Consider the following 25,564-nt stretch of genomic DNA (forward strand, 5'->3'; position numbering starts at 1 on the left):
CGCGCTTATTTGATTTCGATGGTGCGCGTGCGTCCCGCGTTGTTTTTCGTGGCCGGGCCGCAGGCCTCGGACTCGTAGCGCAGCGCGACCGCGTAGGTTTCGTCGGAATAGCGGCTCACCAGCAGGCTTTGCGACGAATCGTAGCTGGCGCCCTTGGCGCGGTCGGTGAAGCACACTTCCAGGTCTTCGATGCCGTCGTTGTTGATATCGGCACGGCGCACCACGCGCAGCTGGTACAGCCAGCGTTCGCCATCGAAGGTGACGACGTCGTCGCCGGTGTTGGTCGGCAGCATGCCAAAATCGGCAAAGGTGCGCAGCTCCGGGGTGCGGCGCGCGGCCAGGGAACTGCGCACCGAGGCCAGGTCGAAGTTATCGGCCAAAAAGCGGCCCAGGTCGAGCTGCGGGAAGAACGAGGTCACCGGCTTGGGCGCCGGCTTCGTTTTCGGCGCTGCATGCGCGATGGCTGGGGCAATGACGGCAGCGAGCAGTAGATGACGGAGTATTCTCATGGCGGGTGTCCCAGGTAGCCGACGCGGGGTCGAAAGCATGACTATACCGCGTGCGGCATGTCACATGCACGATTACGGCACAGCCGGCGCCGAGACGGCGGCAGTCTTTTGCATGTTGTCCTGCATCTCGCTCAGCAGCGCCAGCCAGCGTGTGCGCGCGGCGCTGTCGGGCGCGTCCACGCCGTTGGCGGCAAGGATCAGTTGGCCCGGGCGCTCGCCGGCGAAAGCGAGCATGCGCTCGACAATGTCGTACTGCTGGCGCTGGAGGATATCCAGCTGCACCAGTTGCACCAGTCTTTTGTCGAAGACGGCGTGCATGACGGCGGTCAAACGATCGGGGGGAGCGACGCCGTTGGTCCTCAGTTGCGCGCGCGAACGCGCCACCACCGCCTTTGCGGCCACGATGAACGCTTGCGAGGGCGGCCGCATCAGCGCAACGCTGCGGCGTGCGCGCGCCGTGCCATCGACACTGGTCAGGCTCGCGCGACTGAGCACCTGCGCGCGGCCGAGGCGGTCGAGCTCATCGTCGAGCCGCCATGCCAATACGGTGCTGTCGCGCACCATGCTGAGCGAAGCCGACATCATGCGGTCGATGTCCGCGTGGCCGGTCGGCTGCGGGTCCGCCGGCAGCGTACCGCGCCTGGCCGGATCGTGCAGCATGGCGTTGTAGTCGTTCGCGCGCGCCGATGCCGTGGCCAGCAGCGTCACCACCTGGAAGTCGGCCCAGGCCAGGATGGCGTCCTGCATGCGCGCCTTGGTGGCCTGTTCGCTGGCAGCGAGCAGGCGCGCTTCGGGCGCTGCGTTGAAGGCATCCACGGCGGCGCTTTTCACGCCCGCCAGCGCCTGCTGCCCGACCGGGGTGGCGTAGGCAAGGGCCATGGCGCGCGCTTGCCTGGCGTCGATCTGCCCGCGCACGATGAACACCATCTGGGCCACCAGGTCCGACGCCGAGCGCTGCGCAAAAAAATGCGCATTGGCGCGCTGCGCGGGGTTGGCGCCTGTGGCGCTGTCGATGATGGCAGGCAGGCGCTTTTCGTAGTGCAGCACGGACATCAAGGCCCACAGCGCATCGGTGTGCTCCTTGGCGGCGTCATGGGCGGCGCTCGCCTCACTGGCCTTGTCGACGGCCTCAAGGGCGCGCTCGAGCGCCGCATCGATGGCCGCATAGTGCGCGCTCACCGGCGCCTGGCCGGACGCACCTCGGCTGGCTGCAGGCAGCAGGAACAGCGCGCAGGCGGCGCCACGCAGAAGCAGATTTTTCATGAATGGCAGGATAGGCGCGACGGCGGCACCAGTCCGCCCACTCGCCAGGGAAAGAGGAATTTCTACCGTGTAATTATACGCCCCCCCCCGCAAGGACGCTCAACGCAGGAATTTTCCGGCCTTGGTTTCCAGGATGCAGACCAGTTCCGGCTGCATGTAGCTGTAATTGTCGGGAATATCGAGGCAAATGACCTTCTTGCCGTTCAGATGCGCGCGGAAACGTTCGCCCAGGCGCCGTCGGTGCGCCTTTTCCATGACGAACACGATGCTGGCCCAGGCGATCTGCTCGGGCGAGAGCGGCACCGAGGCGTCGCCGCCCAGACCGGCCGAGTCGGTCTCGACCCCGGGCCAGCTAGCGAAGACCTGCTCCGCCGTCGGGCTGCGCAGCCGGTTCCGGCTGCAGATGAATAGTGCTCTTTGCATTCTTTTCCTTGTACCTGCTGCCCGACATCGGCTTCGTTTCGCCCGCCACCTTGGCCAGCACGGCCTTGCGCACCACGTCGCACGACGGCTGGCCGATATAAGAGCCGAGCGTCTCATGATACTCCTCGCCGTACTGGTCGAGGTGATACATCCTCTTGCCTTTCGGCACCTCGCCTAACTCTGCCGCGATCGAATTGCTCGCGTCCTAGCAGCCCAGGCTGATGCGGCAGCCGGGCTTGCCGCCGTCCGCATCGACCTCGAACACGTACACCACCCGGCCGGTACCGGCCGGCAGGTAGTTCTCGAACGGGGAAATAGCCCTGCCCGCGCGGCTGAACTGTTCGCGCCGGAACGACTCTTCCTTGCTCAGTTCCGCGTTGGCGCCGCTGGTCCACAGGTCCACCAGCGCCGCGCGCTGCTTGTCGCGCTCCTCCAGCCGGCCCAGCGCCTGGCAGGTCTGCACCAGTTTCACCCTCCCGCGCCAGTCGGCGTTCACGCGTGCGAACCCCAGGCGCGCGTCAAGCGACTTGTCGTACTCGCCCAGTTCAAATGCCGCCAGGCCGATGCCCCACAGCACCTGGGGCGACGGATCGGTTTCCCTGGCCCTGTCGAGCAAGACCAGCGCCGCGCGGTGCTTGCCCGCGTCAATCAGCGCGAACGACTTCTCGACCTCGGTCGGCGCGGACGCCATCGCCATCGCCAGATGGACCACATCAGGCAGGCGGCAACAGCGGCGCGTAACAACATGATGGCTTTCTTCAGCAAGGAATAGAAATAGTAACAAAGAAGCAATCTTGCAATCAAGAATTGCCCAGGACCGGAAACGGCGGCGCAATTGATATCGCGACTTGTAATGAGAATGATTAGTATTTAAAATACCGGATCAATCATAGCGGCATCCATGCCGCATACCTTTCGGAGAACTCCCACGATGTCCCCAAGCCGTCTTTTCCTGGCGATCGCCGCCCTGTCGCTGTCCCTGCCTGCCCTGGCCGACGAAAACCTGCTGGGCTACGTGCGTGGCGCAGAAACCTTGCCGAAAGGTAGCAGCGAGTTTTACCAATGGTTCACCGACCGTTCCGACAAGGGTGCGGGCCACTATCGCGCGCTCGATACCAAGACCGAAGTCGAATACGGCGTGAGCGACCGCTTCCAGGTCTCGGCCGAATTGAACGGCCTGGCGATCAACACCTCGGGCCTGGTCGTCGACGGCTATCTGCCGGGCGACAAAAAGAGCGGCCTGCGCGCGCGCAGTGTCGAACTGGGCATGAAGTACAACTTCCTCAGCCCGGCCAAGGACGATATCGGCGTCTCCGGCATCGCCTCGGTGGAGCTGGGCCGCCTCGACCCGCACTCGGGACGCAACAAGAGCGAAGTCGAAGTCGAGTTCGAGATGCAGGTCCAGAAATACTTCCTCGAAGGCCAACTGGTCGTGATCGGCAATGTGGGTGGACGCGCCGCGCGCGAAAAGCGCAAGGCCATCGCCAACCTGCCCGAGGACTTCGACTGGCCGACCGATCCGGAAATGGAAATCTCCACCAAGTTCGGCGCCGGCGTGTCTTACCGTTTCGCGCCGGGCTGGTACGCCGGTGCCGAAACGGTGCGCGAATCGGAGTACGAGACCGAAGTCGGCCTGGAACGCTGGACCCTGTTCGCCGGCCCGAGCATCCATTACGCCGGCCAGAAATGGTGGGCCACGCTGACCGCCTTCAAGCAAGTGCGCGGCGGCGGCGAAAAATATGCCGGCCAGACCGACACCAATCTGCACCTGATCGAAAAGACCAAGAATGAAATCCGCTTCAAGGTAGGCTACAACTTTTAAAGAGAGTGCCATGCGACGCTATTTCGACCCCGCCGCGCTGCTGCTGCCGATGGCAGCGCTGGTGTCGCCCGCCCACGCCACCGACTACCTGACGGTGACGGCGGCGCAATCGCTGCTGTTCCCGACGGCGAAAACCTTCGCCGAACGGCCGCTCAAGCTCAGTAGCGAGCAGCGCGACCGCATCAAGGAATTGGCGGGCGTGCGCCAGCGGACCGACGAACAAAAAATGTGGCGCGCCGAACGCGAAGGCGCCTTCCTGGGCTGGCTCATCGTCGACGAGGTGGTGGGCAAGCACGAATTCATCACCTACGCCACCGCGCTCTCGCCCGATGGCCGGGTGATCGGCGTCGAGGTGCTCAGCTACCGCGAAACGCACGGCGGCCAGATCCGCGACATGGGCTGGCGCAAGCACTTCGTCGGCAAGACCCTGGCCGATCCGTTCAAGCTCGATCAGGACGTGCCCAACATCAGCGGCGCCACCCTGTCGAGCCGCAATGTGCTCGATGGCGTCAAGCGCTTGCTCGTCATGCACAAGCTGTACCTGGGCCATGGCTGACATCAGGCGCATGCGCCCGCTGCTGGGCACCTACGTCGAAGTCGGCGCGCGCGGCGGCGCCGCGCCGGCCGCGGTGCAGGCTGCTTTTGCCAGCATCGAAACGGCGCAGGCGCTGTGGAGTTTCCATGACCGCGCCAGCGAATTATCACGCCTGAACCTGGCGCCCGGACAAGCGGTGCCCTTGTCTTCCTCCACCTTGCGCCTGCTGCGCAGCGCGCGCGCGATGATGCGCGCCAGCGACGGCTTGTTCGACTGCACCGTGGGCGGCGCCCTGGTGCGCTGCGGCGCCCTGCCCGACCACGGCGGCAGGCCCGCGCTGGAGCGCGGCAGCGCCGCCGACATCGAGATCGGCGCGCACTGGGCCAGGCTGCGGCGGCCCGTGCGCCTGACCCTGGACGGCATCGCCAAAGGCTACGCGGTCGACCTGGCCGTGCGCGCGCTGCGCCGCGCCGGGGCCGAAGCCGGCTGGGTCAACGCGGGCGGCGACGTGCGCGTGTTCGGCGCGCTGGTGCTGCCGATGCACCGGCGCGAATTGGACGGCGCCATGCTGCCGCTGGGCGGCCTGCGCGACGCGGCCATGGCCAGTTCGCGCGCCGGCCATCACGACGATGCACAGGAAGCCGCGGCCTTCCCCGCGCATATCGTGGCGCCGCCGCGCGGCGTGCCCGCCAGCGGCATCTGGACCGTCCTCGCGCGCAGCGCCTGGCGCGCCGATGCCCTGACCAAGGTGGCCGCGAATGCGGCGCCGGCAGCGCGCGCGGCGCTGGTCCGCGCACTGGGCGGCGCCTTGATCGATCCTACCGAAGGACCAAGCCAATGAAAGGCTATCCCGCCTGGTTTGTCCGGGCCTTGCTCGGCGCCTTGCTGCTGGTGTTCGTCAGCGGCTGCCTGCTGGCGCCCACCACCCTGGTCATGCGCTTCGAGATGGCGCTCGCATGGCGCCTGCCCGGCGCCGGCCGCGTAGTCACCGCCGCGATGCATGCCGCGACCGGCTTCGTGCTGCTGATGATGCTGGGCGCCCTGTGGAGCGTGCATATGCGCGCCGGCTGGCGCAAACGCCGCCAGCGCGGCAGCGGTGCCACGCTCGGCATCATGCTGCTGCTGTTGGCGGCCAGTGCGGTGGCGATCTACTACGCCGGCGAAGACGCGCTGGGAAGCGGCGCGGCGCTGGTGCACCTGGTCGTGGGCCTTACCTTGCTGCTGCCGTTCGGGTGGCACTGGGTGCACGCGCGCCGCGCCTCCAGGAAGGCGGCAGTACCGCGCGAACCGGCTTTTGCAGCGGCCAACACGGTGTCCGCCCGCGCCGAAGCCAACTGACGTACCGGCTGACGGCGCGCCGCGTCCGGGATACGATTGCGCTCTCCCCAATCAGGACGACGCCATGCGAACCTTGGTACACCTTGCGCTTTCCACCCTCCTCCTGACCCTGCCGGCGGCCCACGCCGCCGGGCCGCGTCCCGTGTTGCTGACCACCGAGCGCGTCTGGACGGGCGACGGCTCCGCCCACAGCGGCTGGGGCGTGCTGGTGGTCGACGGCCGTATCCACAGCGCCGGTCCGGCCAGCGGACTCGCCGCGCCTGCGGACGCTGAGCGCATCGACCTGCCCGGTGCCACCCTGGTCCCCGGCCTGATCGACCTGCAGCACCCGTACAACGAAACCAGCTGGGACGACCAGGTGATGAAGGAAGCGCCCGAGTACCGCACCCTGCTGGCCGGCAAGCACGCCAGCGCGACCCTGCAGGCCGGCTTCACCACCCTGCGCGACCTTGGCAGCGCAGGCGCCGGTTACGCCGACGTGGCCGTCAAGCGCGCGATTGCCGAGGGCGTGATCGAGGGCCCGCGCCTGTTCATCGCCACCCTGGCCATCGTGGCCTCGCACAGCGACGGCACGGCCGCCCGCCAGTTCCGGCCCGACATGACGCTGCCGCAGGGCGCGCAAGAAGCGACCGGCGTGGCGGAAGTCACCAAAGCGGTGCGCGAGCAAGCGGCGCGCGGCGCCGACTGGATCAAGATCTACGCCGGCTACCGCAGCGGCATCGACGGCAGCGCCGGCCCCACCTTCACCATGGAGGAATTGATGGCCATGGTCCAGGCCGCGCATGTGACCGGCCGCAAGGTGGCCGTGCATGCCAGCAGCGACGACGCCATCCGCATGGCGGTGCTGGCCGGCGCCGACACCATCGAGCACGGCTACGGTGCCAGCGAAGCGACGTTGCGCCTGATGGCCGGGCGCAAGCTTGCCTACGTGGCGCCCCTGACCGCAGCCGAAGCGACCGGCGAATGTTTCCAGAAGCATGTGCGCGGCGGCCCGCCCACGCCGGCCATGCAGCAGGCCGCGCGCGCCTTCCAGCTGGCGCGCAAACTCGGCGTGAGCATCGCCAACGGCAGCGATGCCGGCCTGTTCGCGCATGGCAGCAATGCGCGCGAACTGGCGTGGATGGTCAGGCTCGGCATGACGCCGGTGGCAGCACTACGCTCGGCGAGCGTGACCGGCGCCGCCGTGCTGGGCAAATCAGCCGAACTGGGCCAGCTGAAGGCCGGCATGCTGGCCGACATCGTCGCGGTCGGAGGCGACCCGACGGCCGATATTTCTGATCTTCAAACAGTGCGATTTGTAATGAAAGACGGCAAAATTTATCGCAGGTAAGCCGTCGCGCCAGACGCGCACACGGACGCCGGAGCCGGCCGATCCGTCACCGCAACGTGCAACATTTTCATATCGACACGCTTTCCCGCGGACGTGTCGGCGCTCGCGCGCGGCAATCGAAACCCGTATGCGCAAACTCGTCCGCACTGCGGATATCCACAATAGATGACGTGCCCGATTTGGATAAAGATAGATTCATTCCAATATCGAACGGAGACACCGTCATGAAAAAGCCCTTCTACAAGATCCTGTATGTACAGGTTCTATTCGCCATCGTGTGCGGCGTGCTGCTCGGCGTGTTCTACCCGAAACTCGGGGTCGACATGAAACCCCTGGGCGATGGCTTCATCAAGCTGATCAAGATGATCATCGCCCCCGTGATTTTCTGTACCGTGGTGGCCGGCATCGCCGGCATGCAGGACATGAAAAAGATCGGCCGCGTCGGCGGCAAGGCGCTGCTGTACTTTGAAGTGGTGTCGACCTTCGCCCTGGCCATCGGCCTGGTGGTGGCCAACGTGGTACGCCCGGGCGACGGCTTCAACGCCAACCCGGCCACCCTCGACACCAAGGCCATCGCCGAATACACGGCCAAGGCCAAGAACCAGAGCACCCTCGACTTCGTGATGAACATCATCCCGAACACCGTGGTCGATGCCTTCGCCAAGGGCGATATCCTGCAAGTGCTGCTGTTTGCGATCCTGTTCGGCTTCGCGCTGTCGATGCTGGGCGAGCGTGGCCGTCCGATCGCCAAGCTGGTCGACGACATGTCGCACGTGATCTTCGGCGTGGTGGGCATCGTGATGAAAGTCGCTCCGATCGGCGCCTTCGGCGCGATGGCCTTCACCATCGGTAAATTCGGCCTGGGCTCGCTGCTGCCGCTGGCCAAGCTGATGGGTTCCTTCTACCTGACCTGCGGCGTGTTCGTGTTCGTCGTGCTCGGCGCCATCGCCCGCATGACCGGGTTTTCGATCTTCCGCTTCATTTCCTACATCAAGGAAGAACTGCTGATCGTGCTCGGTACCAGCTCCTCGGAAAGCGCGCTGCCCGCCCTGATGCGCAAGCTCGAAAAACTCGGCTGCTCTAAATCGGTGGTGGGCCTGGTGGTGCCGACCGGTTATTCGTTCAACCTCGATGGCACCAACATCTACATGACGATGGCCGCCCTGTTCGTGGCGCAGGCCACCAATACCGACCTGTCCTTCAGCCAGCAGCTGACCATCCTGGGCGTGGCGATGCTGACCTCCAAGGGCGCATCGGGCATCACCGGCGCCGGCTTCATCACCCTGGCCGCCACCCTGGCCGTGGTGCCGACCGTGCCGGTGGCCGGCATGGCCCTGATCCTGGGCATCGACCGCTTCATGAGCGAATGCCGCGCGCTGACCAACTTCGTCGGCAATGGCGTGGCCACGGTGGTGGTCTCGCACTGGGAAAAAGAACTCGATCACGACCGTCTCCAGAGCGAACTGGCGCATCCGACCCACATCGACGACGACCGCGAAATGTACCCGGTCCGCAAAGCCGCCTGACCGTCACCAGTTTCACCCCCCTTCCCGCGGCGGCTTGCAGCCCCTGCGGGAATTTTGCTTATTTCAGGCGGTAGATCACATCGACCGGCTGCGCGAATTTGAGCGCCATCACGGTCAGCACATCGGCCTTGTCCATGCCGGTCTGCGGCGACGAGCGGTAATTCGACTCGTTCGGCGCCAGCCCCATGGCCCGCGTCAGGTTCTTCAGGTCGCCCGTACTGAGCGCGCTTGCAGGCCCCAGCTTGCGCCCCAGCCCCAGCGCAATGCCCTCCGCCTTGCGCCGCGCGATCCTGATCGCATCGGTGGCCAGCTCCATCTCGATTTTTTCGCGCTGGGTGGTATCGAACACCGTCATGAAGCCGTCCAGGTTCGGCATGTTCAGCAGCGGCGCCGCGGCGCCACGCCATTTGCCCAGGTCGCGCACATTGATGCGCACCCCGGCACGGATATCGTACTGCACCGGTCCGGGCGCCGCGTTCGGGTCCGGCTTGCGGAAGTCCTTGCGCACATCGCGGATCTCCACGTCCTCCAGCGGCACGCCCGCCTGCGCCATCGCCGCGCGGATCTCCTTGGCGCGCACTGCGATCACGCCGACCGCCACCGCCGGATCGGCGTCGAAGGCGCTGATCTCGAAGTCGATCTGCCCCAGGTCGGGCATGGCGGTCACGGTACCCATGCCGCTGACATGGATGAATGGATAGTCGGGCAAGCCGCCAGCCTGCGCGGCCATGGGCAGCAAGGCCAGGGCGCCAACGGCGGCAATCGTTTTAAGCATGGTTTCTCCGGACCTCAGTCTGCTGATGAAGACGCCAGAATAGACATCGTAGACATCATTGTCTATCAAAACATCCCCGCTAAAGGAAGGCAAAAGAATTTATAGACAACTCTGTCTAGACAGACTAATCTATAAATCAGGCACCCGCCCCAACCATGGCGCAAGACGCCAACCAAGGAGATTGCATGACCCCATCCCCAAGCTCGACTCCGGTCATTCCGGCCCGCCTGGCACGCAGCCTGGCCCTGTTCGCGCTCGCAGCCGGCTGCATGGCCGGCAGTGCGCAAGCCGCACCCGCCAAAGACGGAAAAAGCCACGCCGTCGCCGACCTGACATCCTGCGCCAAGCCCATTTACCCGGCCGCTGAGCTGGCCGCGAAGCACGCCGGCACGGTACAACTGGCTTTCCTGGTCGGTGCCGGCGGCGAGGTTGTCGACAGCAAGGTGAAAAAATCGAGCGGCTACCCCGCGCTCGACGACGCCGCCCGCAATGCCATCAAACTGTGCAAGTTCAGCGCCGCCAGCGCCAAGGGCAAGCCGGCTGAAAGCTGGGCCGACATCGACTACGTGTGGAAGCTGTAATCACGGCATCCAGGCGCCCCGCGCGGCGGGGAGCATGCACCGGCGCAAGCGCGTCTTAACGCAGCGCGATCAGGGCCGATCCCACCCCGATCGCGGCCAGCGGCACACCGTTCATCAGCAGGCCTGCCCAGCCAAGCCAGGTCCGGCCGTCGGCATGACCTGGCGAGAGCAACGCACATAGCAGGCCGGCCAGGCATCCCACGCCCAGCACGATCACGCCCTGCCCCACGCAGCGCATGCCGAAATCGCCGCAGCCGCCGGTCCATGCCGAAAACGTCCCCCGCGTCACGAGGATCGCCAGCACATAGGTGAGGCCGGCGATGGCGGTGCTCGCGAGCGCAAGATGCGCGGCGCCGCACGTCATGCGCCAGCCAGCGGGTGATGCCCCTGCGCGTGTGCGGTTTTCAAGGCCTGCTCCCCCGTGTATTGGTCCAGGCATGGTACTTCGCCTGCCTCGCCGCTGGCAAAACAAATCCGCGCTGGGCGGCGGGCAGCTGCGCGTCATAGCCCAGGCCATACAGCACGAAGCCAGGCAGCAGGAAACCGGCCGCAACGCCGATCCGGCCATCCAGCTATCCCGTGCCGCCCCTGGAATAGACAATGTTTTCTACGTTAAAGCCCTTTGCAAGACTGGGTAATCGCTATTCCTGAGCGCCTCAAGATTTTTCGTTAGACATGAAGGTCTAGATGCGCTAACCTGAGGTCTACCTTCACCTCACTAGCGCACCATGGCCAAACTCCCTGCCCCGCCCAAGCCGACAGCGGCCGAACTCGATCTGCTGCAAACCCTGTGGCCGCTCGGCGCGGCGACCGCCAAGCAAGTGCACCAGGCGATCCTCAAGGAGCGCCCCGACGTGACCTATGCGACCGTGCTGCGGCTGATGCAGATCATGCACACCAAGGGCTTGCTGATCCGCGACGAAAGCGAACGCTCGCACGTGTACGCGCCCGCGCAAGCCCAGGATTCGCTGCAAACGAACCTGCTCAAGGACCTGATCCAGAAAGCGTTTTCCGGCTCGGCCAAGGCACTGGTCATGGCCGCACTGCGCAGCGGCATCAGCAAAAAGGAACGCGAAGAGATCGAAAACATGCTCAAGGAAGAAGACAAATGACGGCTGCCCTGATCGACGGTATCGGCTGGACCCTGCTCCATTTCACCTGGCAAGGCTTGCTGATCGGCTGCACCAGCGCCGCCGTACTGGCCCTGATGCGCAACACCCGCCCCGAATACCGCTACAACGTAGCCTGCGCGGCGCTGCTGGCCTGCGTGCTGTGGCCCGCCGCCGAACTGACGCTGCGCCTGCAGGGTGGCGGCGCCAGCGCGGCGCACCTGGGCTTTGCCGAGCGCATGATGGCCGGCGCGCGCGCCGATGATGCCAGCCTCGCCGGCTGGCTGCAGGAGCAGTTGCTGTGGATCGTCGGCTTCTGGTCGGTGTGTGCGGCACTGCTGTCGCTGCGCATGGCGGCCGGGCTGGCGTGGATCCGCCATGCCGCCCGGGCGCCGCTGGCCGAGCCGCAATGGCAGGCGCGCGCCACGCGCATGGCGGGGGCCTTCGGCATCACCCGCACGGTGCGCCTGCGCGTGCTCGAGAACCTGGACAGCCCGCTGACCATCGGCTGGCTGCGTCCCGTGGTGCTGGTGCCGGCCGCGCTGATGTCCGGCATGCCGCCCGACCTGCTCGAAGCGCTGCTGGCGCACGAAATGGGGCATGTCAGGCGTGTCGACTACCTGGTCAACCTGGGCCAGAACGTGGCCGAGATCCTGCTGTTCTATCACCCGGCCGTGTGGTGGATTTCGGGCCGCATCCGCGCCGAACGCGAACAGATTGCCGACGACCTGGCGGCGCGCCACCTGGGTGAACCGCGCCGGCTGGCGCGCGCCTTGTCGGAACTGGAGCGCTTGCAGTTTTCTTCGCACCACCTGGCCGTTGCGGCCAATGACGGCGACCTGGTGGCGCGCGTGCGGCGCCTGCTCAAGCCCGACCGCCAGGCGCTCGACTGGAAAGCCGCGCTGCCCGCGCTGGGGCTGGCCGCCGCCTGCCTCAGTCTTTACGCCCACGCCGCCGACGACCGCGCCAGCGTCACCCCGGCGCTGGCGCGGGTGGCGCCGGTGGTCGACTTTTCCAGCTGCGCCAAGCCAGTCTGGCCGGCCGCGTCATTCAAGGCGCAGCACACCGGCACGGTCACGCTGGCCTTCAAGGTCGGTGCCAACGGCCGGGTCGCCGGCTCCCGCATCGCTTCGTCGAGCGGCCATGCGCTGCTCGACGAAGCTGCGCGTAGCGGCATCATGAAGTGCCGGTTCAAGCCGGGCACCGAGAACGGCAAGCCGGTGCCGGCCTGGATGAACATGAAGTACGTCTGGATGCTCAAGGACGGCGACGACTAGAGCACCGTGATCGCGCGCGCGATCGCGTCCAGCGCCACCGTGTGCTGCACGCCGCCGCGCTTGACCGCTTCCTTGGGCATGCCGTACACCACGCAGCTGGCCTCGTCCTGGGCGATCGTGCGCGCGCCGGCACTGCGCATTTCCAGCAGGCCGGCGGCGCCATCGTCGCCCATCCCGGTCATGATGATGCCGGTGGCGTTGGGCCCGGCGCACTTGGCCACGGAGCGGAACAGCACATCGACCGAGGGCCGGTGACGGTTCACCAGCGGCCCGTCCACCACATCGACCACGTACTGCGCCCCGCTGCGCCGCATCAGCATATGCTTGCCACCCGGCGCGATCAGGGCCTGGCCCGGCAGCACCCGCATCTGGTGCGCGGCCTCCACCACCGCGATGCGGCACACGCTGTTCAACCTCTCGGCAAACGCCGCCGTAAACTTTTCCGGCATGTGCTGCACCACCACGATGCCCGGCGCGGTGCGCGGCAAGGCCGCCAGCACCACTTCCAGCGCCTGGGTGCCGCCGGTCGAGGTGCCGATCGCCACCACCCGTTCGGTAGTCTGGATCAGGGTACCGGCCGCCGCCGGTGCAATCACGGCGTCGGCATTGAGCTTGGCCACCGGTGGCGGCGGTCGGCGTCCGGCCAGCACCGCCACGTTGGCGCGCGCCGCGCCGAGCACCGCGCTGGTCAGGTCGTCCGAGGCGGCGCTCAGGAACGACTTCAGGCCCAGCTTGGGCTTCTGGATGATCGCCACCGCGCCGGCGGCCAGCGCATCGATCGTCACGCGGGCCCCCGCCTCGGTCAGGGTCGAGCAGATGATCACGGGCGTGGGGCGCTCGCTCATGATCTTGCGCAGGAAGGTCAAGCCATCCATTTTCGGCATTTCCAGGTCCAGCACGATCACGTCCGGCCACTGGCGGCGCATGTATTCGATCGCCAGCAGCGGGTCGGCCGCCGCGCCCAGGACCTCGATGCGCGGATCGGCCCCCAGCACCCCGGCCACCACCTGGCGCACCACCGCCGAATCGTCGACGATCAATACCTTGATGCGGCTCATTTGTCCACTTTCTCGAATTGGCGCGACCACACGTCGCCGCTGGCGATATCGAACACGATCTGGCGGTGCCCGACGCCGTACAGGCAGGCCGACAGCACCGGAATCGCATAGCCGGCCAGCAGCGCGCGCGCTTCCTCGCCGTTTTGCATGCCGATGGCGGGACGCTGCAAGAGGCGGCCGGGGAACATGTCGCCGCCGCCGAACACCTTGGCCTGGCATTCGCTCGCTGCCACGCCCTGCTCGCGCAAGCCGGCCAGCATCAGGTCGAGCGCGTCGTTGCCGTAGCGCGCGTCCGGCAGCACCCCCCTGCTGCGGCCCGGCAGCAGGAAATGCGACATCGCCCCGATGCGCGAGGCGGGATGCCACAGGGTGATCGATACGCATGACCCGAGCAGGGTACGCAGCCGAAGCTGCGCATCGCCGACGAAAAATTCACCCGGCTGCAGGAACATATCGATCACGCCGGCATCAAGCATGCGTTCACGCCCTGACGTAAATCGACGGCGCCAGCGACTTGATCATCGCCCCGGTGTCGCTGAGCGACTCGGCGAGGCCGATCACGAGGCACCCGTGCGGCTTGAGCAGGGACGCGATACGGTCCACCACCTGGCGCTTGGTGTCGCCATTAAAATAGATCATCACATTGCGCAAAAAGACCATGTCGAACTGGCCCAGTTGCGGCAGCGCCGTGTTCAGGTTGACCTGGCCGAACTGCACGCGGCGGCGCAGCGCCGATTCCACCAGCATCGTGCCTTCCTGCGCATCCTGGCCTTTCAGGCAGTATTTGCGCAGCAGGGCCTGCGGAATATGGCGTGCCCGCTCCATCGGATAGTGTCCGATGCGGGCCTTGTGCAGCACCTTGGTGCAGATGTCCGAACCCATGATGTCCCACGGCCGCTCACCCAGGCAGTCGGCCAGCACCATGGCGATGCTGTAGCACTCCTCGCCGCTGGAACAGGCCGCGCTCCATACTCGGAACGATTCGCCGCGCGGACGCTGGGCCAGCGCGCGCTCGCGCAGCAGGTCGAAGTGCTTCGCCTCGCGAAAAAAATATGTTTCGTTGGTGGTCAACAGGTCGATCGCTTCCTGCACCTCCTCCTTGTGCGCGCCGCTGTCGAGCAGGCGGAAATACTCGCCGTAGCTGGCCACCCCGCAGTGCGCCAGGCGCTTGGCCAAGCGCCCGCTGACCAGCGTTTTTTTGGCGTCCGACAGGGTGATCCCGGCGGCGACGTAGATAAAGCGCTGGAACTGGACGAATTCGGCCTGGCTGATGCCGGGCCGTGCCAATTGGTGGGCATGGGCGGCCGCCATCTATTGGTCTGCCGCAGCCAGTGCCGCATCGTCCGTCTGCAGGCCGGCGAAGACCTGGCCGATGTCGAGCAGGATCACAAAGCGACCCTTGATCTTGCCCATGCCGGCGATGTAATCGTTGCGGATCTGGGCGCCGAATGCCGGCGGTGGCTCGATGTCGCCGGCGGCGATCTCCAGTACCGCATTGACGGCGTCGACCACCACGCCGATCACCTGGCGTTCGCCGTCTTCCTCGATTTCGACGATGATGATGCAGGTGCGCTTGGTCACCGACGTGGACGGCCGCCCGAAGCGCACCGACAGGTCCATCACCGTCACGACCGCGCCGCGCAGGTTGATCACCCCGCGAATGCAGTCCGACATCATCGGTACGTCGGTCAGGCTGGTGTACTCGATGATCTCCTTCACCCCCAGGATGCCGATGGCGAAGGTCTCGCCGCCCAGCGTGAAGGTCAGGTACTGGGTCGGCGCCGGCGCGGCCGGCGGTGCCGCGGCGGCGCGGGCACGGTTCTGGATCAGACGATTCATGTTTTCCCCGCTCAGAACTTAGTGAAATCGGCTTCGTCGGGCGCACCGGCCGCTGACGTGGCCAGGGCCAGGCCGGAGGCGAAACGGGTCGGCGCCGGCTTGGCCGCTGCACGCCGGCTTGGCGCGGCCGGCTTGGCGGGCTTGCTGCGCGTGGGGACGGCCGCATCGCGCGACAGGCGGAAGAAGCTCATGGTCTGCTGCAGCTGCTCGGCCTGGCCGCTCAGTTCCTCGGCGGTGGCGGCCAGTTCCTCCGAACTCGATGCATTCTGCTGGGTCGCCATGCTCAGTTGACCGATGGCCGAGTTGATCTGGCTCACGCCGGTCGACTGCTCTTCGGAAGCGGCCGTGATTTCCTGCACCAGGTCGGACGTCTTCTTGATGTTCGGGACCATTTCGTCGAGCAGCTTGCCGGCGCGCTGCGCCAGTTCCACGCTGCTGCCGGCCACGCTGCTGATTTCCTGCGCCGCCACCTGGCTGCGCTCGGCCAGCTTGCGCACTTCGGCTGCCACCACCGCGAAGCCCTTGCCGTGTTCACCGGCGCGCGCCGCTTCGATCGCCGCGTTCAGTGCCAGCAGGTTGGTCTGGTACGCGATATCGTCGATGATGCCGATCTTCTGGGCGATCTGGTTCATCGCGCCGGCGGTCGCCTTGACCGCCTCGCCGCCTTCGACCGCGCTTTCGGCCGAACGCGAGGCCATGCCATCGGTGACCTTGGCGTTTTCCGTATTCTGGCTGATCGAGGCGGTCATCTGCTCGATCGACGCGCTGGTCTGCTCGACGCCGGCGGCCTGCTCGCTGGCCGACTGCGACAGCGCCTGCGCCGTGGCGCTCACTTCCTCGGAAGCGCTGGCCACCGCTTCGGCCGCGCTGTTCGCTTCGGTGACGATCCGCACCAGGCTCTCGTTCATGGTCTTCATGGCGCGCAGCAGCTTGCCGGTTTCGTCGGTGGTGGTGACCTCGATCTGGCTGGTCAGGTCGCCGCTGGCCACGGTTTCGGCCAGCGTCACCGCGATATTAATCGGCTTGGTGATCGAACGTGTCGTCATGAAAGCGAACAGCATGCCCACCACGGTCGCGATGATGCCCAGCCCCGTGAGTTCGTTGCGCGAGCTCTCGTAATTCTTGCGCGCGACCTGCATCGCGTCGTCGCTGAGCTTCTGTTCCAGGTCGATCAGCCCGCCCACTTCGGCCATCCATTTCGCCTGCACCGGACGGATATCGTGCATCATCGTCCTGGTCGCTTCCTCGGGCTTGTTGGCCAGGCCCAGGGTGACCGCCTTGCTCATCAGCGGCAGGATCGTCGCTTCGACTTCCCTGATGCGTCCCATGAACGCCTTTTCCTCGGGCGTGGTGTCCTTGAGGTCGGCCATCATTTTGTTCAACTTCGCTTCGACATCCTGGTATTCATCCAGCTGTCGCTTGATGCGCTCGACTTCCGCCTCCATCTCCGACATCTCGGTAAGCAAAGCCAGATTGCGCAGCGCGATCATGCGGTCAGTGATCGTCACCCGCATGGTCATGGCCAGCGTTGTCTGGAGGTTGTTGACCTCGACGATATTTTCCAGGCTGCGCTGCACGCCCGCCAGACGCGTCATCGCCAGGAACACGCAGGCAACCAGGAGGGCCAGCAGCACGCCGAATCCGGCCGCCAGGCGCACGCCGATGTTCAAATTTCCGAATTTCATAATATCACTCCTCTAAAGGTGAATCTGGGAACCACACGCTGTATTCCGTTTGCTCTCTTGCCGCTCCTGGGCCTGCCGCTTCAACTCACGGCAACCTCGGCATCGGCGACGGCACCCGCCACGGCTGCCGCCGGCGCCGCGCGCAACAGGGCCGGCACATCGAGGATCAGCGCCACTTCGCCGCTGCCTAAAATACTCGAGCCGCTGATGCAATCGAGCTTCTGAAAAAGTTTGCCGAGCGGCTTGATGACCGTCTGCGATTCGCCCAGCAGGGTGTCGACCACCAGGCCGGCCCGCTGGCCGGCGTACTTGACCACCACCACGCTCTGGCGCGGGCCCGGCACGCCGTCGACCGCAAACAGCTGGCGCAGGCGCAGCAGCGGCAAAACCTGGCCGCGCAGGTCGGCAAAATCGTGGCCCTGCTCGGCGCGCAGTTCGACGCATTCGTCAACCATGTCGAGCGGGATCACGAATACCGAGCGTCCCACCCCGACCTGGAAGCCGTTGATGATGGCAAGGGTCAGCGGCAGGCGCACCGTGACCGTGGTGCCCACGCCGTCGATGCTGTCGATGCCGACCGTGCCGCGCAGCGCCGTGATGTTGCGCTTGACGACATCCATGCCGACCCCGCGCCCGGACAGATTGGTGACTTTTTCGGCGGTGGAAAATCCCGGCTCGAACACCAGTGCGAACACCTCCGGATCGGACAAGACCCGGCCCGGTTCGACCAGGCCGCGCTCGATCGCCTTGGCCAGGATCCGTTCGCGGTTCAGGCCACCGCCGTCGTCGGCCACCTCGATCACGATCGTGCCCGCGTCATGATAGGCATGCAGGGCAATGGCGCCGGCGGCCGCCTTGCCGCGCGCGGCGCGCAGCTCGGCCGCTTCGATGCCGTGATCCATCGCGTTTCGGACCAGATGGGTGAGCGGGTCGCCGATTTTCTCGACCACGGTTTTATCGAGTTCGGTGTCTTCGCCGCTCACGTGCAGGGCGATGTCCTTGCCAAGTTCGCGCGCAACATCATGCACCACGCGCTGGAAGCGGTTGAAGGTGGCGTCGATTTTCACCATGCGCAGTTGCAGGGCGCTGTTGCGCACCTCCTCCACCAGCGCCGACAGGGTCGAGCTGCATTCCTGGAATTGCACGTTGCGCGCGCGCCGCGCGATCAGGTTGGCGCTGGCGGTGGTGATGATCAGTTCGCCCACCAGGTTGATCAGGCGATCGAGCTTGTCGGCGTCGACCCGGATGCTGCTGCCGTCCAGGCCGCGGGCGTCGCGCGCCTTGCCCTGGCGCGCCAGGGCCGCTTCGACCACCGGTGCGGCGGCCGCGCCCTGGGCGATCAGAATTTCGCCGATTGGGCGCTTGCCGTCGCCGCTGGCTTGCTGGTGCAAGGCGCTGGCCAGTTCGGCGCGCGTCACGCTGCCGGTGCGTACCAAGGTGTCGCCCAGGCGTTCCGGTATGTCCGGGCTGGCCTCGATCAGGCGGATCGCGTCCGACATGGCGCTCTCGGGCGGCGTGATGGCGATGTGGCAGTCGTCGCGCACGAAATCGAACACGCCTTCGATGTCGGCCTTGCTGGCCGCGCTGCGCAGCGCGATCTCGAAACCGAGATAGCAGCATTCGGGGTCCATCTCGGCCAGCGGCGGCAGTGTGCCCGACAAGGTTGCGATGCGTTCGATGGTGCCGAGCGTGCCCAGGTAGCGCAGGAAGGACATCGGGTCCATGCCGTTGCGCAGCACCGGGGGACCGAAGCGCAGCGCGATGCTCCAGGTGTCGCTGGCCGGCGCCGGCGCCGTGCGCGGTTCCAGGAAGACCTGCAGGCGCGCCAGCAGCGGCTTGCCCGCCTCGGTGAGGGACAGGTCCTCGGCCACGCCGTCGCTCTGCACGACGGCCAGCAGATAGCCGAGATGGTCGCGGCAGGCCAGCAGCAGCGCCACCAGTTCCGGGTCGAGCGGACAGCCGCCGGTGCGCACCACATCAAGCACGCTTTCGGCCACGTGGGTGAAGGCGACGATGTGATCGAGTCCGAACAGTCCGGCCGAGCCCTTGATGGTATGGGCGGCGCGGAAAATCGCGTTGATCGCTTCGCCGTCGCCGATGTTCAGGAGCGCCGCTTCCATGTCTTGCAGCAGTTCGCCGCTTTCGGCGATGAAGGTGACCAGCGCATCGTCCAGTGTCATGGCGGCCTCGCTCAGTTGGCGCTGAAGGTGGAAGGAACGCCCTGCGGATCGAGTCCGAGCAGTGCAAAGGCTTCCTGCACGGCGGCGCTGTGGCCGGCCAGGCGCAGGGCCGCACCGCCAGCCTGCGCCTGGCGCGCCGCCGCCAGCAGCAGCTGCACGCCGGCGCTGTCGATCTCGCAGACGTCGGCCAGGTCGAGCGTCAGGTCGGTGCGCGCCTGCAGTGCGTCGAGCAGGGTCTGTTTCACCCGGGCCGCGCTGTAGATGGTCAGTTCGGGTTCGAGCCGCAGCACAGTCGCTTCGACGCCGGCGCTCATGGCAGGATCAGCTTTTGCACGGCATTGAGCAGCACGTCCGGCTTGAACGGCTTGACCACCCATGCCTTGGCGCCGGCGGCCTGGCCTTCGCGCTTCTTTTCCTCGGCCGACTCGGTGGTGAGCATGATGATCGGCGTGAAGCGGTAATCGGGCAGCAGCTTGACCTGCTTGACGAAGCTGATGCCATCCATGTTGGGCATGTTGACGTCGCTGATGATCAGGTGCACCTTGCGTCCGTCGAGCCGGGTCAGCGCATCCTTGCCGTCGCAGCCTTCGATCACTTCGTAGCCGGCGCCGCGCAGGGTGATGCCGATCACCTGCCGCACCGAGCTCGAATCGTCGACGATCATGATTGTCTTTGCCATGGTTCCCTCTTGTCTTATCGTTTGTGAAATCAGAAAAACGTCACTTCGTCGTCCACGGCCGCGGTGGCGGCGGCCGGTTCGGTGTGCGCGTGGTGCTCCTCGGCCATCGTGTAGCGGCTGCCCAGCTGCGCCAGCCAGTCCTGCGGCTGCGGCAGCGGCGCGTCCTCGCCCACCGCCTGCTGCATGCGCAGCATGTCGCTGCTGACCACGTCGAGAATCTGGCGGATGCGGTCCTGGAACTGCAACGCCACCAGCAGTTCGGCCACGTCGCCACGCAGGGCGCCGCCGTTGGCTCTCATCGATTCGGTCGAGGCGGCCAGTTCGCGCACGTGCGAGAGCACGTCTTCCATCACGTGGCCCGACGAGACCATCGCTTCGCGGTCGCTGTCGTCGGCGCGCCCCGCCACTTCCAGGGTAGTGCGCATGGTGTTCGATGCCAGGTTCATGCGCTCGGTGATGCGCTTGCCGATGTCGGACGACGACAACGACAGGCGCCGCACCTCGGCCGCGATCACGGCGAAGCCGCGTCCCGCGGTGCCGGCGCGCGCCGCCTCGATCGAGGCATTGATCGCCAGCAGATTGGTCTGCGCGGCGATCAGGCTCACTTCGGTCGACAGTTCCTTCAGTTCAGCGATGGTGTCCGACAGCGAGCGCACGTGGCCCAGCAGGCCGGCCTTGCTGTCGATGACGCTCTGGAGCACGGCGATCACCGGCCCCAGTTCGCGCTGGCACAGGGTCAGCAGGCTGATGGCGGAGTCGGCTCCGCCGCTGTCGCCGTGCGCGCCCTTGAAGCCGGCGGCGTCGAAGCGCGCCAGGATTGACGAGAACGAGGTAATCAGCTGGCCGATGGCTTGTTCGGACTGGCTGCGCACCGAAGCGACGTGGTGCTCCCACACCGGCAGCACATCGCTGAGCAGCGCGGCCATCCGCGCGCCACCCTGGCCGGGTATGGCGGCGGCCGGCGGCGCGGCGGCCGGCGCGCGATCGCGCGCGGCACCCCAGCTGCAGGCACCGGCCACGCCTGCCAGCGCGGCCAGCTTGAGCCAGATGCTCTCGCCCGCCAGCGGCGCGGCGGCGCAGGCGCACGCCAGTAGCGCAGGCACATGGCGCCAGGCCAGCAGGCGCCGCACAGGCGACATGGAAACATCGCGGGTCGAAGTGTGCATCGTCGCTCCTACAGGGGCCGGACCTTCGCCAGCAGCTCGGCCAGCGCGGCCTTCGAGACCGGCTTGGTCATCACGCCGAGCACGTTGAGGTGGTGGAAACGCGCCATCAGCGCGGCCGAATTGAGGGTGCGCGCATCCATCCCCGACAGCAGCACCACCGCACCCTTGTAGCCGCTGGCGGCCATCGCTTCCATCACCTGGAAGCCATCCTTGCCCGGCATGTGGATATCGCAGATGACCACGTCGGGCACGCCGTGGCGGCCGCCGATGGCGGCGACGCCGCGTTCGCCGTCGCTGGCGCGCGACACGCGCGTGAGGCCCAGTTTGTCGAGCATGCTACCCAGCAGGTCGAGCATGAAGGGGTCGTCGTCGACCAGCAGCACGCGCAGCGATGCCAGCGGAGAGGACAGCTTGGTCGGGGTGGAGGTAGCGCTCATGATGTGTGCTCGTTGGTGGTTGAAGGGGGCGGCGTCAGTGCGGCGCGGGACTCGGCTTGCCGAGGTCCAGTTGGCTGCCGGCCTGTTGGCGCCGCAGCCCGTCCAGCATGGCCGGCAACTGCCCGACCAGTGCCGTGGCCTCGTCCATGCCGGAAACGTGCTCGAGTTCCTGGCAGGCGTCCGCCAGGCGCAGCGCGCCGACCGCGCGCGCCGACGACTTGAGGCGGTGGCCGAGCATCTTGAGCTCGGCATCGCTGCCGGCGTGCAGGGCCGCCTGCAGTTCGGCCACGGTGCTGGCGGCGTTGTCGAGGAAGACGCGCAGCAGGCGGCTCATGATGTCCGGGTCGTCGTCGACCAGGGCGGCGAGCACGCTGAGCAACATCGTCTCGCCCGATTCGGCCGGCATGGCGGCGCCCTCGCCCTCGCCGCCATCGGCCTGCGGCCCCTGTTGGGCATCGCACCCGTCGATCCAGTGCGCCACGGTGCGGTAAAACAGGCCCGCTTCAATCGGCTTGACCAAGAAGTCGTCCATGCCGGCCGCCAGGCAGTTGTCGCGGTTGCTGTTGAAGGCGTTCGCTGTCATGGCGATAATGGGCAGCTTGGCCAGCCGCGCGTCGGCGCGGATGTGGCGCGCCGCGCGCAGGCCATCCATCACCGGCATCTGCACGTCCATCAGCACGCAGTCGAAATCGCCGCCGGCCAGCGCCACCAGCGCTTCGGCGCCGTTGGCGGCCAGCGCCATGGTGGCGCCGGCCCGTTCGACCAGGATGCGCGTGAGTTCCTGGTTGAGGGGATTGTCCTCGGCCAGCAGCAGGCGCTTGCCGGCCAGGCGCGCCATGGTGCGCTCGACCGGCTCGACGCGGCCCGCCTGCTCTCGGCTGCGCGCCAGTTCGGGCGCGAACGCCGGCGCCGGCGCGGCCAGGCGCAGCTCGAACCAGAACAGGCTGCCCACGCCGCTCGCGCTGGTCACGCCGACCGTCCCGTCCATCATGTCGGCCAGTTGGCGGCAGATGGCCAGGCCCAGGCCCGTGCCGCCGTATTTGCGGGTGGTCGAACTGTCGGCCTGGTGGAAAGGCTGGAACAAGTTCTGCTGCTCTTCGGGCGAAATGCCGATGCCGCTGTCGCGCACCTCGACCCGCACCCGCATGCGTTCGCGCTCGGTGCCGACCAGGCAGGCGTCGATGCCGACTTCGCCGCGCTCGGTGAACTTGATCGCATTGCCGATATAGTTGCCGAGGATTTGCGCGATGCGCAGGGCGTCGCCGAGGGCTTTTTCGGGCACATTGTCTTCGACCCGCACCCTGAGCGCCAGGCCCTTTTCGCGCGCCATGGCGGCAAAGCCGGCCGCCACCTCGGCGATCACGCTTTTCAGGTTCAGCGGCAGCTGCTCGATCTGCAGCTTGCCCGCTTCCATCTTGCAGAAGTCGAGGATTTCGCTGACGATGGAGAGCACGTGCTGGCCCGACTGGCCGATCTTGTCGAGATAATTGCGCTGGCGCGCGTCGGGCGCGCCTTCCAGGGCCAGCGCCGCCATGCCCAGGATGCAGTTGAGCGGCGTGCGGATTTCGTGGCTCATGTTGGCCAGGAAGTCGTTCTTGGCCTGGACCGCCGCCTCGGCGTGGGCCAGCGCATTGGCCAGCAGGCTGGTACGCTCCTCGACGCGCTGTTCGAGCATGACGGCGGCCTGCTCGGCGGCGCGCTTGGCCTGCAGCAGCTCGCGCTCGTAGCGGCGCCGCTCGCTGGCGTTGAAGACCGACATCCGGATCAGCAGCGGGCGGCCAGCGGCGTCGCGCTTGAGCACCGAGTTGACCAGCACCGGAATCAGGGCGCCATCCTTGCCGCGCAGGTTGATCGCGATCTCGTTGACGAAACCCTGCATCAGCAGCGGCGCGTGGTGGGTGTCGACGAAAATGCGCGCGCCGGCGCCGATCAGGTCCTGGAAACGGATGCGCCCGACGACCTCCTCGCGCTGGCAGCCGGTCCAGTCGAGCAGGGTCTGGTTGATCTTGCCGATCCAGCCGTCCACCGACAAGCACACGAAACCGACCGGGGCATGCTCGTACTGATCGGTGGCGTCCAGGTCCATCAGGGCCAGCAGCGAAGGCGCCATCGGGGCAGCGGTCTGGTTCATCGACATATCCTCAGCGCAGACAAGCACGGATCGCCGCCACAGTTTCCTGCGGCGCGCTCGGAGTCGGGCAGTGGCCGCGCGCGGCCAGCTGGACCAGGGTGCTGCCGCGCAGCGCCTGGTGCCGGTAGCGTCCCGCGGCGGGCGGCGCGAAGGCATCCGCGCTGCTCTGCGGAATCAGCGCGGGCGGGCGCAGCGGGGCGAGGTCGCGCCGCTTGCCGGACAGCAAGGTGACGCGGGCCAACTGGCGCGCCGCGGTCGGGTCGGTGCGGCAAAAGCTGCGTTCCAGGTCCTGGCCCAGTTCGGGACGCTCGGGATTGCCCATGATGACGGGGGCCATGGTGCCCGACCAGGCGACGAAGTTATCGTCGAAAAAGTCGATCAGGCCGTCTATATCGTCGCGCGAAAAACCGCCCACATCGTCGCCATCGTCGATATAGCAGGGCGAAGGGCAGATCAGCACCAGCGATGAAAACAGCCGCGGCGCCTTGATCGCGGCCAGAACGCCGATCATGGCCGAGACCGCATGGCCCACGAACACCGTGCGCTCCAGCGCCAGTTCGTGGCAGATGTCGAGCACGTCGTCGGCGTACTGGCCCAGCGAATCGTAGCGCTGCGGGTCGTAGCAGGCCAGGTTGGCGGCGCCCGCACCGACATGGTCGAACAGCACAGTACGGTAATCCGCACGGAATGCCGGTTCGACGTAACGCCACATGCCCTGGTCGCAACCGAAGCCGTGGGCGAACAGCATGGCTTGCTGTCCCGCCCCATCGACATGAACATTGTTTTTTATTAAAGCAGACATCCCACCCTCGAACGATACTGCGTAAATCTACGCCTTGAGACCAAGTATCAGTGGTGGGTAAAATACCGACAATCGTCGATTCGTGTGATCGTCTGTCAGGGCTTTGTCCGGGGTCGCTGTAGCCGATCCCCTACACGGTGTCGGTGGCGAAGGCGAGGCCCTCAACCCAGCAAGCCGTAGTCCAGGCCGTAACGTGTCAGTTCGGCATTGGTCTTCATGCCCATCTTGTCGAGCAGGCGCGAGCGGTAGGTGGTGACCGTGCTCGGGCTCAGGTGCAGGGCCGCAGCGATGCCGACCAGGCTTTCGCCGGAAGCGATCATGCGGAAGATTTCCAGCTCGCGATCGGTGAGCGCCTCGTGCAGCACCGCGCCCGGTCCGCCGCCGAGCATGTCGGCCAGCTTTTGCAGCAGCGACGGACTCACGTATTTGCCGCCGGCGCCAGCCTTGCGCACCGCCTCGACCAGGGTGGCGCGCGTGCAGGTCTTGGTCAGGTAGCCGGCCGCGCCAAGCTTGAGAGCGCGCAGCGCGTAGACATCCTCGGCGTACATGCTGACGATCAACACTGCCAGGGCGGGCCACTGTTCGTGCAATTGCTTGAGCAATTCCAGGCCGTTCTTGTCCGGCAGGCCGATGTCGAGCAGGGCCACGTCGAATTGCTGGACGTGCAGCAATTGCAGGGCTGCCGCTGCGGTTTCGGCCTCGCCGCTCACCTGCAGGTCATCCGCGCCGCCGAGCATGAGGCGCAAACCTTGACGCGCCACCGTGTGGTCGTCGATCAGGATGATGCGCACGGGCCTGCTCATGGGCTGCGCGAGCGCAGCCGTCGCGCACGGAACCGCCAGGCGGGGTGACGGGCGCGGTGCCCGGGGCGAGGCCGGAAGCGGTCGCGCATGATGAAAAGGTAAGTAATGTGTTCTCCAGTGCAAGGCGCAACATCTAACCAACACTTAAATTTATGCAATAACCAAAAGTTAAAAAAAAGATAATATAGCCTGTAAAGCAATTCTAGCCCATTCTGTCCACGCACGCGAAAAAAAAGCACCGGTGTTCACCGGTGCTTTTTCGTTTGGCGCGAATTGCGCCATGCGGGCGCGCTGTG

Annotated in this window: 29 protein-coding genes; 9 read left to right on the forward strand and 20 right to left on the reverse strand. The window is 66.4% G+C overall.

What is annotated here, in order from left to right; translation table 11 throughout:
• Positions 1-5: 5 nt before the first annotated feature.
• The 5 genes from PO883_RS10145 to PO883_RS10165 all read right to left on the reverse strand — a co-directional run bounded on the left by PO883_RS10145 (position 6) and on the right by PO883_RS10165 (position 2,886).
• Positions 6-509 carry a hypothetical protein gene (locus PO883_RS10145; RefSeq protein WP_167086258.1) on the reverse strand — a complete coding sequence of 168 codons (504 nt, stop codon included), beginning with the start codon at positions 507-509 and terminating at the stop codon, positions 6-8.
• A 72-nt stretch (positions 510-581) separates the two neighbouring features.
• On the reverse strand, positions 582-1,772 hold the full coding sequence (locus PO883_RS10150) for a hypothetical protein (RefSeq protein WP_289309639.1): 1,191 nt from the start codon (positions 1,770-1,772) through the stop codon (positions 582-584).
• Positions 1,773-1,871: 99 nt separating this feature from the next.
• Positions 1,872-2,195 (reverse strand): low molecular weight protein tyrosine phosphatase family protein, encoded by a 324-nt coding sequence (locus PO883_RS10155; RefSeq protein WP_289309640.1) that lies wholly within the window; start codon positions 2,193-2,195, stop codon positions 1,872-1,874.
• Entirely contained in the window at positions 2,125-2,346 is a 222-nt protein-coding gene (locus tag PO883_RS10160) for a hypothetical protein (protein ID WP_289309641.1), read from the reverse strand. Before PO883_RS10160 ends, PO883_RS10155 begins: the two co-directional genes overlap by 71 nt.
• A gap of 54 nt (positions 2,347-2,400) precedes the next feature.
• Entirely contained in the window at positions 2,401-2,886 is a 486-nt protein-coding gene (locus PO883_RS10165; protein ID WP_289309642.1) for a hypothetical protein, read from the reverse strand.
• A gap of 240 nt (positions 2,887-3,126) precedes the next feature.
• Between PO883_RS10165 and PO883_RS10170 the strand changes: the two genes are divergently transcribed.
• From PO883_RS10170 to PO883_RS10195, 6 genes are all read left to right on the forward strand, one after another.
• Positions 3,127-4,017 carry a DUF6662 family protein gene (locus tag PO883_RS10170; RefSeq protein ID WP_289309643.1) on the forward strand — a complete coding sequence of 297 codons (891 nt, stop codon included), beginning with the start codon at positions 3,127-3,129 and terminating at the stop codon, positions 4,015-4,017.
• Positions 4,018-4,027: 10 nt separating this feature from the next.
• Positions 4,028-4,573, forward strand: a complete 546-nt coding sequence (locus tag PO883_RS10175) for an FMN-binding protein (protein ID WP_289309644.1) — start codon at positions 4,028-4,030, stop codon at positions 4,571-4,573.
• On the forward strand, positions 4,566-5,393 hold the full coding sequence (locus PO883_RS10180; protein WP_167086251.1) for an FAD:protein FMN transferase: 828 nt from the start codon (positions 4,566-4,568) through the stop codon (positions 5,391-5,393). The genes PO883_RS10175 and PO883_RS10180 overlap by 8 nt, the downstream gene beginning before the upstream one ends.
• Positions 5,390-5,890 (forward strand): hypothetical protein, encoded by a 501-nt coding sequence (locus tag PO883_RS10185; RefSeq protein WP_289309645.1) that lies wholly within the window; start codon positions 5,390-5,392, stop codon positions 5,888-5,890. The genes PO883_RS10180 and PO883_RS10185 overlap by 4 nt, the downstream gene beginning before the upstream one ends.
• A 64-nt stretch (positions 5,891-5,954) precedes the next feature.
• Positions 5,955-7,220, forward strand: a complete 1,266-nt coding sequence (locus tag PO883_RS10190) for an amidohydrolase family protein (protein ID WP_289309646.1) — start codon at positions 5,955-5,957, stop codon at positions 7,218-7,220.
• 224 nt (positions 7,221-7,444) lie between these two features.
• On the forward strand, positions 7,445-8,746 hold the full coding sequence (locus PO883_RS10195) for a dicarboxylate/amino acid:cation symporter (RefSeq protein ID WP_167086249.1): 1,302 nt from the start codon (positions 7,445-7,447) through the stop codon (positions 8,744-8,746).
• A 58-nt stretch (positions 8,747-8,804) separates the two neighbouring features.
• Here PO883_RS10195 and PO883_RS10200 read toward each other — a convergent pair whose 3' ends face one another.
• The gene (locus tag PO883_RS10200) at positions 8,805-9,521 is read right to left on the reverse strand and encodes an SIMPL domain-containing protein (RefSeq protein WP_289309647.1); all 717 of its coding nucleotides are present in this window, start codon (positions 9,519-9,521) and stop codon (positions 8,805-8,807) included.
• A 185-nt stretch (positions 9,522-9,706) separates the two neighbouring features.
• Here PO883_RS10200 and PO883_RS10205 point away from each other — a divergent pair, with 185 nt between their 5' ends.
• Positions 9,707-10,102 (forward strand): energy transducer TonB, encoded by a 396-nt coding sequence (locus tag PO883_RS10205; RefSeq protein ID WP_289309648.1) that lies wholly within the window; start codon positions 9,707-9,709, stop codon positions 10,100-10,102.
• 55 nt (positions 10,103-10,157) lie between these two features.
• Here PO883_RS10205 and PO883_RS10210 read toward each other — a convergent pair whose 3' ends face one another.
• A complete protein-coding gene (locus tag PO883_RS10210; RefSeq protein WP_289309649.1) occupies positions 10,158-10,466 on the reverse strand; it encodes a hypothetical protein in 309 nt (102 codons plus the stop codon).
• A 364-nt stretch (positions 10,467-10,830) separates the two neighbouring features.
• On the opposite strand from PO883_RS10210, the gene PO883_RS10215 reads away from it, so the two are divergent.
• Both PO883_RS10215 and PO883_RS10220 read left to right on the forward strand, forming a co-directional pair.
• Positions 10,831-11,214 (forward strand): BlaI/MecI/CopY family transcriptional regulator, encoded by a 384-nt coding sequence (locus PO883_RS10215; protein WP_289309650.1) that lies wholly within the window; start codon positions 10,831-10,833, stop codon positions 11,212-11,214.
• On the forward strand, positions 11,211-12,488 hold the full coding sequence (locus PO883_RS10220; RefSeq protein WP_289309651.1) for a M56 family metallopeptidase: 1,278 nt from the start codon (positions 11,211-11,213) through the stop codon (positions 12,486-12,488). The genes PO883_RS10215 and PO883_RS10220 overlap by 4 nt, the downstream gene beginning before the upstream one ends.
• Here PO883_RS10220 and PO883_RS10225 read toward each other — a convergent pair.
• The 13 genes from PO883_RS10225 to PO883_RS10285 form a co-directional block, all read right to left on the reverse strand.
• A complete protein-coding gene (locus tag PO883_RS10225; RefSeq protein ID WP_289309652.1) occupies positions 12,485-13,546 on the reverse strand; it encodes a chemotaxis response regulator protein-glutamate methylesterase in 1,062 nt (353 codons plus the stop codon). The two genes, PO883_RS10220 and PO883_RS10225, sit on opposite strands and share 4 nt — an antisense overlap.
• Complete coding sequence (locus tag PO883_RS10230; RefSeq protein ID WP_289309653.1) at positions 13,543-14,022, reverse strand: chemotaxis protein CheD; 480 nt, start codon at positions 14,020-14,022, stop codon at positions 13,543-13,545. Before PO883_RS10230 ends, PO883_RS10225 begins: the two co-directional genes overlap by 4 nt.
• A 4-nt stretch (positions 14,023-14,026) precedes the next feature.
• The gene (locus tag PO883_RS10235; protein ID WP_289309654.1) at positions 14,027-14,857 is read right to left on the reverse strand and encodes a protein-glutamate O-methyltransferase CheR; all 831 of its coding nucleotides are present in this window, start codon (positions 14,855-14,857) and stop codon (positions 14,027-14,029) included.
• Positions 14,858-15,385, reverse strand: coding sequence for a chemotaxis protein CheW (locus PO883_RS10240; protein ID WP_289309655.1), 528 nt, complete (start codon positions 15,383-15,385; stop codon positions 14,858-14,860).
• A gap of 11 nt (positions 15,386-15,396) precedes the next feature.
• A complete protein-coding gene (locus PO883_RS10245) occupies positions 15,397-17,070 on the reverse strand; it encodes a methyl-accepting chemotaxis protein (protein WP_289309656.1) in 1,674 nt (557 codons plus the stop codon).
• 80 nt (positions 17,071-17,150) lie between these two features.
• Positions 17,151-19,250 carry a chemotaxis protein CheA gene (locus PO883_RS10250; RefSeq protein ID WP_289309657.1) on the reverse strand — a complete coding sequence of 700 codons (2,100 nt, stop codon included), beginning with the start codon at positions 19,248-19,250 and terminating at the stop codon, positions 17,151-17,153.
• Between the two features lie 11 nt (positions 19,251-19,261).
• Entirely contained in the window at positions 19,262-19,564 is a 303-nt protein-coding gene (locus PO883_RS10255; RefSeq protein WP_289309658.1) for a lipid asymmetry maintenance protein MlaB, read from the reverse strand.
• Positions 19,561-19,929 (reverse strand): response regulator, encoded by a 369-nt coding sequence (locus PO883_RS10260; RefSeq protein WP_289309659.1) that lies wholly within the window; start codon positions 19,927-19,929, stop codon positions 19,561-19,563. The genes PO883_RS10255 and PO883_RS10260 overlap by 4 nt, the downstream gene beginning before the upstream one ends.
• 29 nt (positions 19,930-19,958) lie before the next feature.
• Positions 19,959-21,095: a methyl-accepting chemotaxis protein gene (locus PO883_RS10265; RefSeq protein ID WP_289309660.1), complete on the reverse strand. Its 1,137-nt coding sequence runs from the start codon at positions 21,093-21,095 to the stop codon at positions 19,959-19,961.
• Between the two features lie 8 nt (positions 21,096-21,103).
• Positions 21,104-21,532: a response regulator gene (locus PO883_RS10270; RefSeq protein ID WP_289309661.1), complete on the reverse strand. Its 429-nt coding sequence runs from the start codon at positions 21,530-21,532 to the stop codon at positions 21,104-21,106.
• Positions 21,533-21,566: 34 nt separating this feature from the next.
• Positions 21,567-23,663 carry a PAS domain-containing hybrid sensor histidine kinase/response regulator gene (locus PO883_RS10275; protein ID WP_289309662.1) on the reverse strand — a complete coding sequence of 699 codons (2,097 nt, stop codon included), beginning with the start codon at positions 23,661-23,663 and terminating at the stop codon, positions 21,567-21,569.
• Positions 23,664-23,673: 10 nt separating this feature from the next.
• Positions 23,674-24,465, reverse strand: a complete 792-nt coding sequence (locus PO883_RS10280; RefSeq protein WP_289309663.1) for an alpha/beta fold hydrolase — start codon at positions 24,463-24,465, stop codon at positions 23,674-23,676.
• Positions 24,466-24,626: 161 nt separating this feature from the next.
• Entirely contained in the window at positions 24,627-25,268 is a 642-nt protein-coding gene (locus tag PO883_RS10285; protein ID WP_289309664.1) for a response regulator transcription factor, read from the reverse strand.
• Positions 25,269-25,564: the final 296 nt, after the last annotated feature.

Source organism: Massilia sp. DJPM01, assembly GCF_030348125.1.
Classification (GTDB): Bacteria; Pseudomonadota; Gammaproteobacteria; order Burkholderiales; family Burkholderiaceae_D; genus Telluria_A; species Telluria_A frigida.

Bases quoted from the DNA above. Each gene is read 5' to 3' on its own strand.
- PO883_RS10255 (WP_289309658.1), bottom strand. From the start codon at position 19,564: ATGAGCGCCGGCGTCGAAGCGACTGTGCTGCGGCTCGAACCCGAACTG.
- PO883_RS10230 (WP_289309653.1), bottom strand. From the start codon at position 14,022: ATGCTTGATGCCGGCGTGATCGATATGTTCCTGCAGCCGGGTGAATTT.
- PO883_RS10245 (WP_289309656.1), bottom strand. From the start codon at position 17,070: ATGAAATTCGGAAATTTGAACATCGGCGTGCGCCTGGCGGCCGGATTC.
- PO883_RS10185 (WP_289309645.1), top strand. From the start codon at position 5,390: ATGAAAGGCTATCCCGCCTGGTTTGTCCGGGCCTTGCTCGGCGCCTTG.
- PO883_RS10280 (WP_289309663.1), bottom strand. From the start codon at position 24,465: ATGTCTGCTTTAATAAAAAACAATGTTCATGTCGATGGGGCGGGACAG.
- PO883_RS10215 (WP_289309650.1), top strand. From the start codon at position 10,831: ATGGCCAAACTCCCTGCCCCGCCCAAGCCGACAGCGGCCGAACTCGAT.
- PO883_RS10145 (WP_167086258.1), bottom strand. From the start codon at position 509: ATGAGAATACTCCGTCATCTACTGCTCGCTGCCGTCATTGCCCCAGCC.
- PO883_RS10210 (WP_289309649.1), bottom strand. From the start codon at position 10,466: ATGACGTGCGGCGCCGCGCATCTTGCGCTCGCGAGCACCGCCATCGCC.
- PO883_RS10265 (WP_289309660.1), bottom strand. From the start codon at position 21,095: ATGCACACTTCGACCCGCGATGTTTCCATGTCGCCTGTGCGGCGCCTG.
- PO883_RS10275 (WP_289309662.1), bottom strand. From the start codon at position 23,663: ATGAACCAGACCGCTGCCCCGATGGCGCCTTCGCTGCTGGCCCTGATG.
- PO883_RS10170 (WP_289309643.1), top strand. From the start codon at position 3,127: ATGTCCCCAAGCCGTCTTTTCCTGGCGATCGCCGCCCTGTCGCTGTCC.
- PO883_RS10220 (WP_289309651.1), top strand. From the start codon at position 11,211: ATGACGGCTGCCCTGATCGACGGTATCGGCTGGACCCTGCTCCATTTC.
- PO883_RS10190 (WP_289309646.1), top strand. From the start codon at position 5,955: ATGCGAACCTTGGTACACCTTGCGCTTTCCACCCTCCTCCTGACCCTG.
- PO883_RS10160 (WP_289309641.1), bottom strand. From the start codon at position 2,346: ATGTATCACCTCGACCAGTACGGCGAGGAGTATCATGAGACGCTCGGC.
- PO883_RS10165 (WP_289309642.1), bottom strand. From the start codon at position 2,886: ATGGCGTCCGCGCCGACCGAGGTCGAGAAGTCGTTCGCGCTGATTGAC.
- PO883_RS10250 (WP_289309657.1), bottom strand. From the start codon at position 19,250: ATGACACTGGACGATGCGCTGGTCACCTTCATCGCCGAAAGCGGCGAA.
- PO883_RS10195 (WP_167086249.1), top strand. From the start codon at position 7,445: ATGAAAAAGCCCTTCTACAAGATCCTGTATGTACAGGTTCTATTCGCC.
- PO883_RS10155 (WP_289309640.1), bottom strand. From the start codon at position 2,195: ATGCAAAGAGCACTATTCATCTGCAGCCGGAACCGGCTGCGCAGCCCG.
- PO883_RS10235 (WP_289309654.1), bottom strand. From the start codon at position 14,857: ATGGCGGCCGCCCATGCCCACCAATTGGCACGGCCCGGCATCAGCCAG.
- PO883_RS10205 (WP_289309648.1), top strand. From the start codon at position 9,707: ATGACCCCATCCCCAAGCTCGACTCCGGTCATTCCGGCCCGCCTGGCA.
- PO883_RS10225 (WP_289309652.1), bottom strand. From the start codon at position 13,546: ATGAGCCGCATCAAGGTATTGATCGTCGACGATTCGGCGGTGGTGCGC.
- PO883_RS10270 (WP_289309661.1), bottom strand. From the start codon at position 21,532: ATGAGCGCTACCTCCACCCCGACCAAGCTGTCCTCTCCGCTGGCATCG.
- PO883_RS10150 (WP_289309639.1), bottom strand. From the start codon at position 1,772: ATGAAAAATCTGCTTCTGCGTGGCGCCGCCTGCGCGCTGTTCCTGCTG.
- PO883_RS10260 (WP_289309659.1), bottom strand. From the start codon at position 19,929: ATGGCAAAGACAATCATGATCGTCGACGATTCGAGCTCGGTGCGGCAG.
- PO883_RS10180 (WP_167086251.1), top strand. From the start codon at position 4,566: ATGGCTGACATCAGGCGCATGCGCCCGCTGCTGGGCACCTACGTCGAA.
- PO883_RS10240 (WP_289309655.1), bottom strand. From the start codon at position 15,385: ATGAATCGTCTGATCCAGAACCGTGCCCGCGCCGCCGCGGCACCGCCG.
- PO883_RS10175 (WP_289309644.1), top strand. From the start codon at position 4,028: ATGCGACGCTATTTCGACCCCGCCGCGCTGCTGCTGCCGATGGCAGCG.
- PO883_RS10285 (WP_289309664.1), bottom strand. From the start codon at position 25,268: ATGAGCAGGCCCGTGCGCATCATCCTGATCGACGACCACACGGTGGCG.
- PO883_RS10200 (WP_289309647.1), bottom strand. From the start codon at position 9,521: ATGCTTAAAACGATTGCCGCCGTTGGCGCCCTGGCCTTGCTGCCCATG.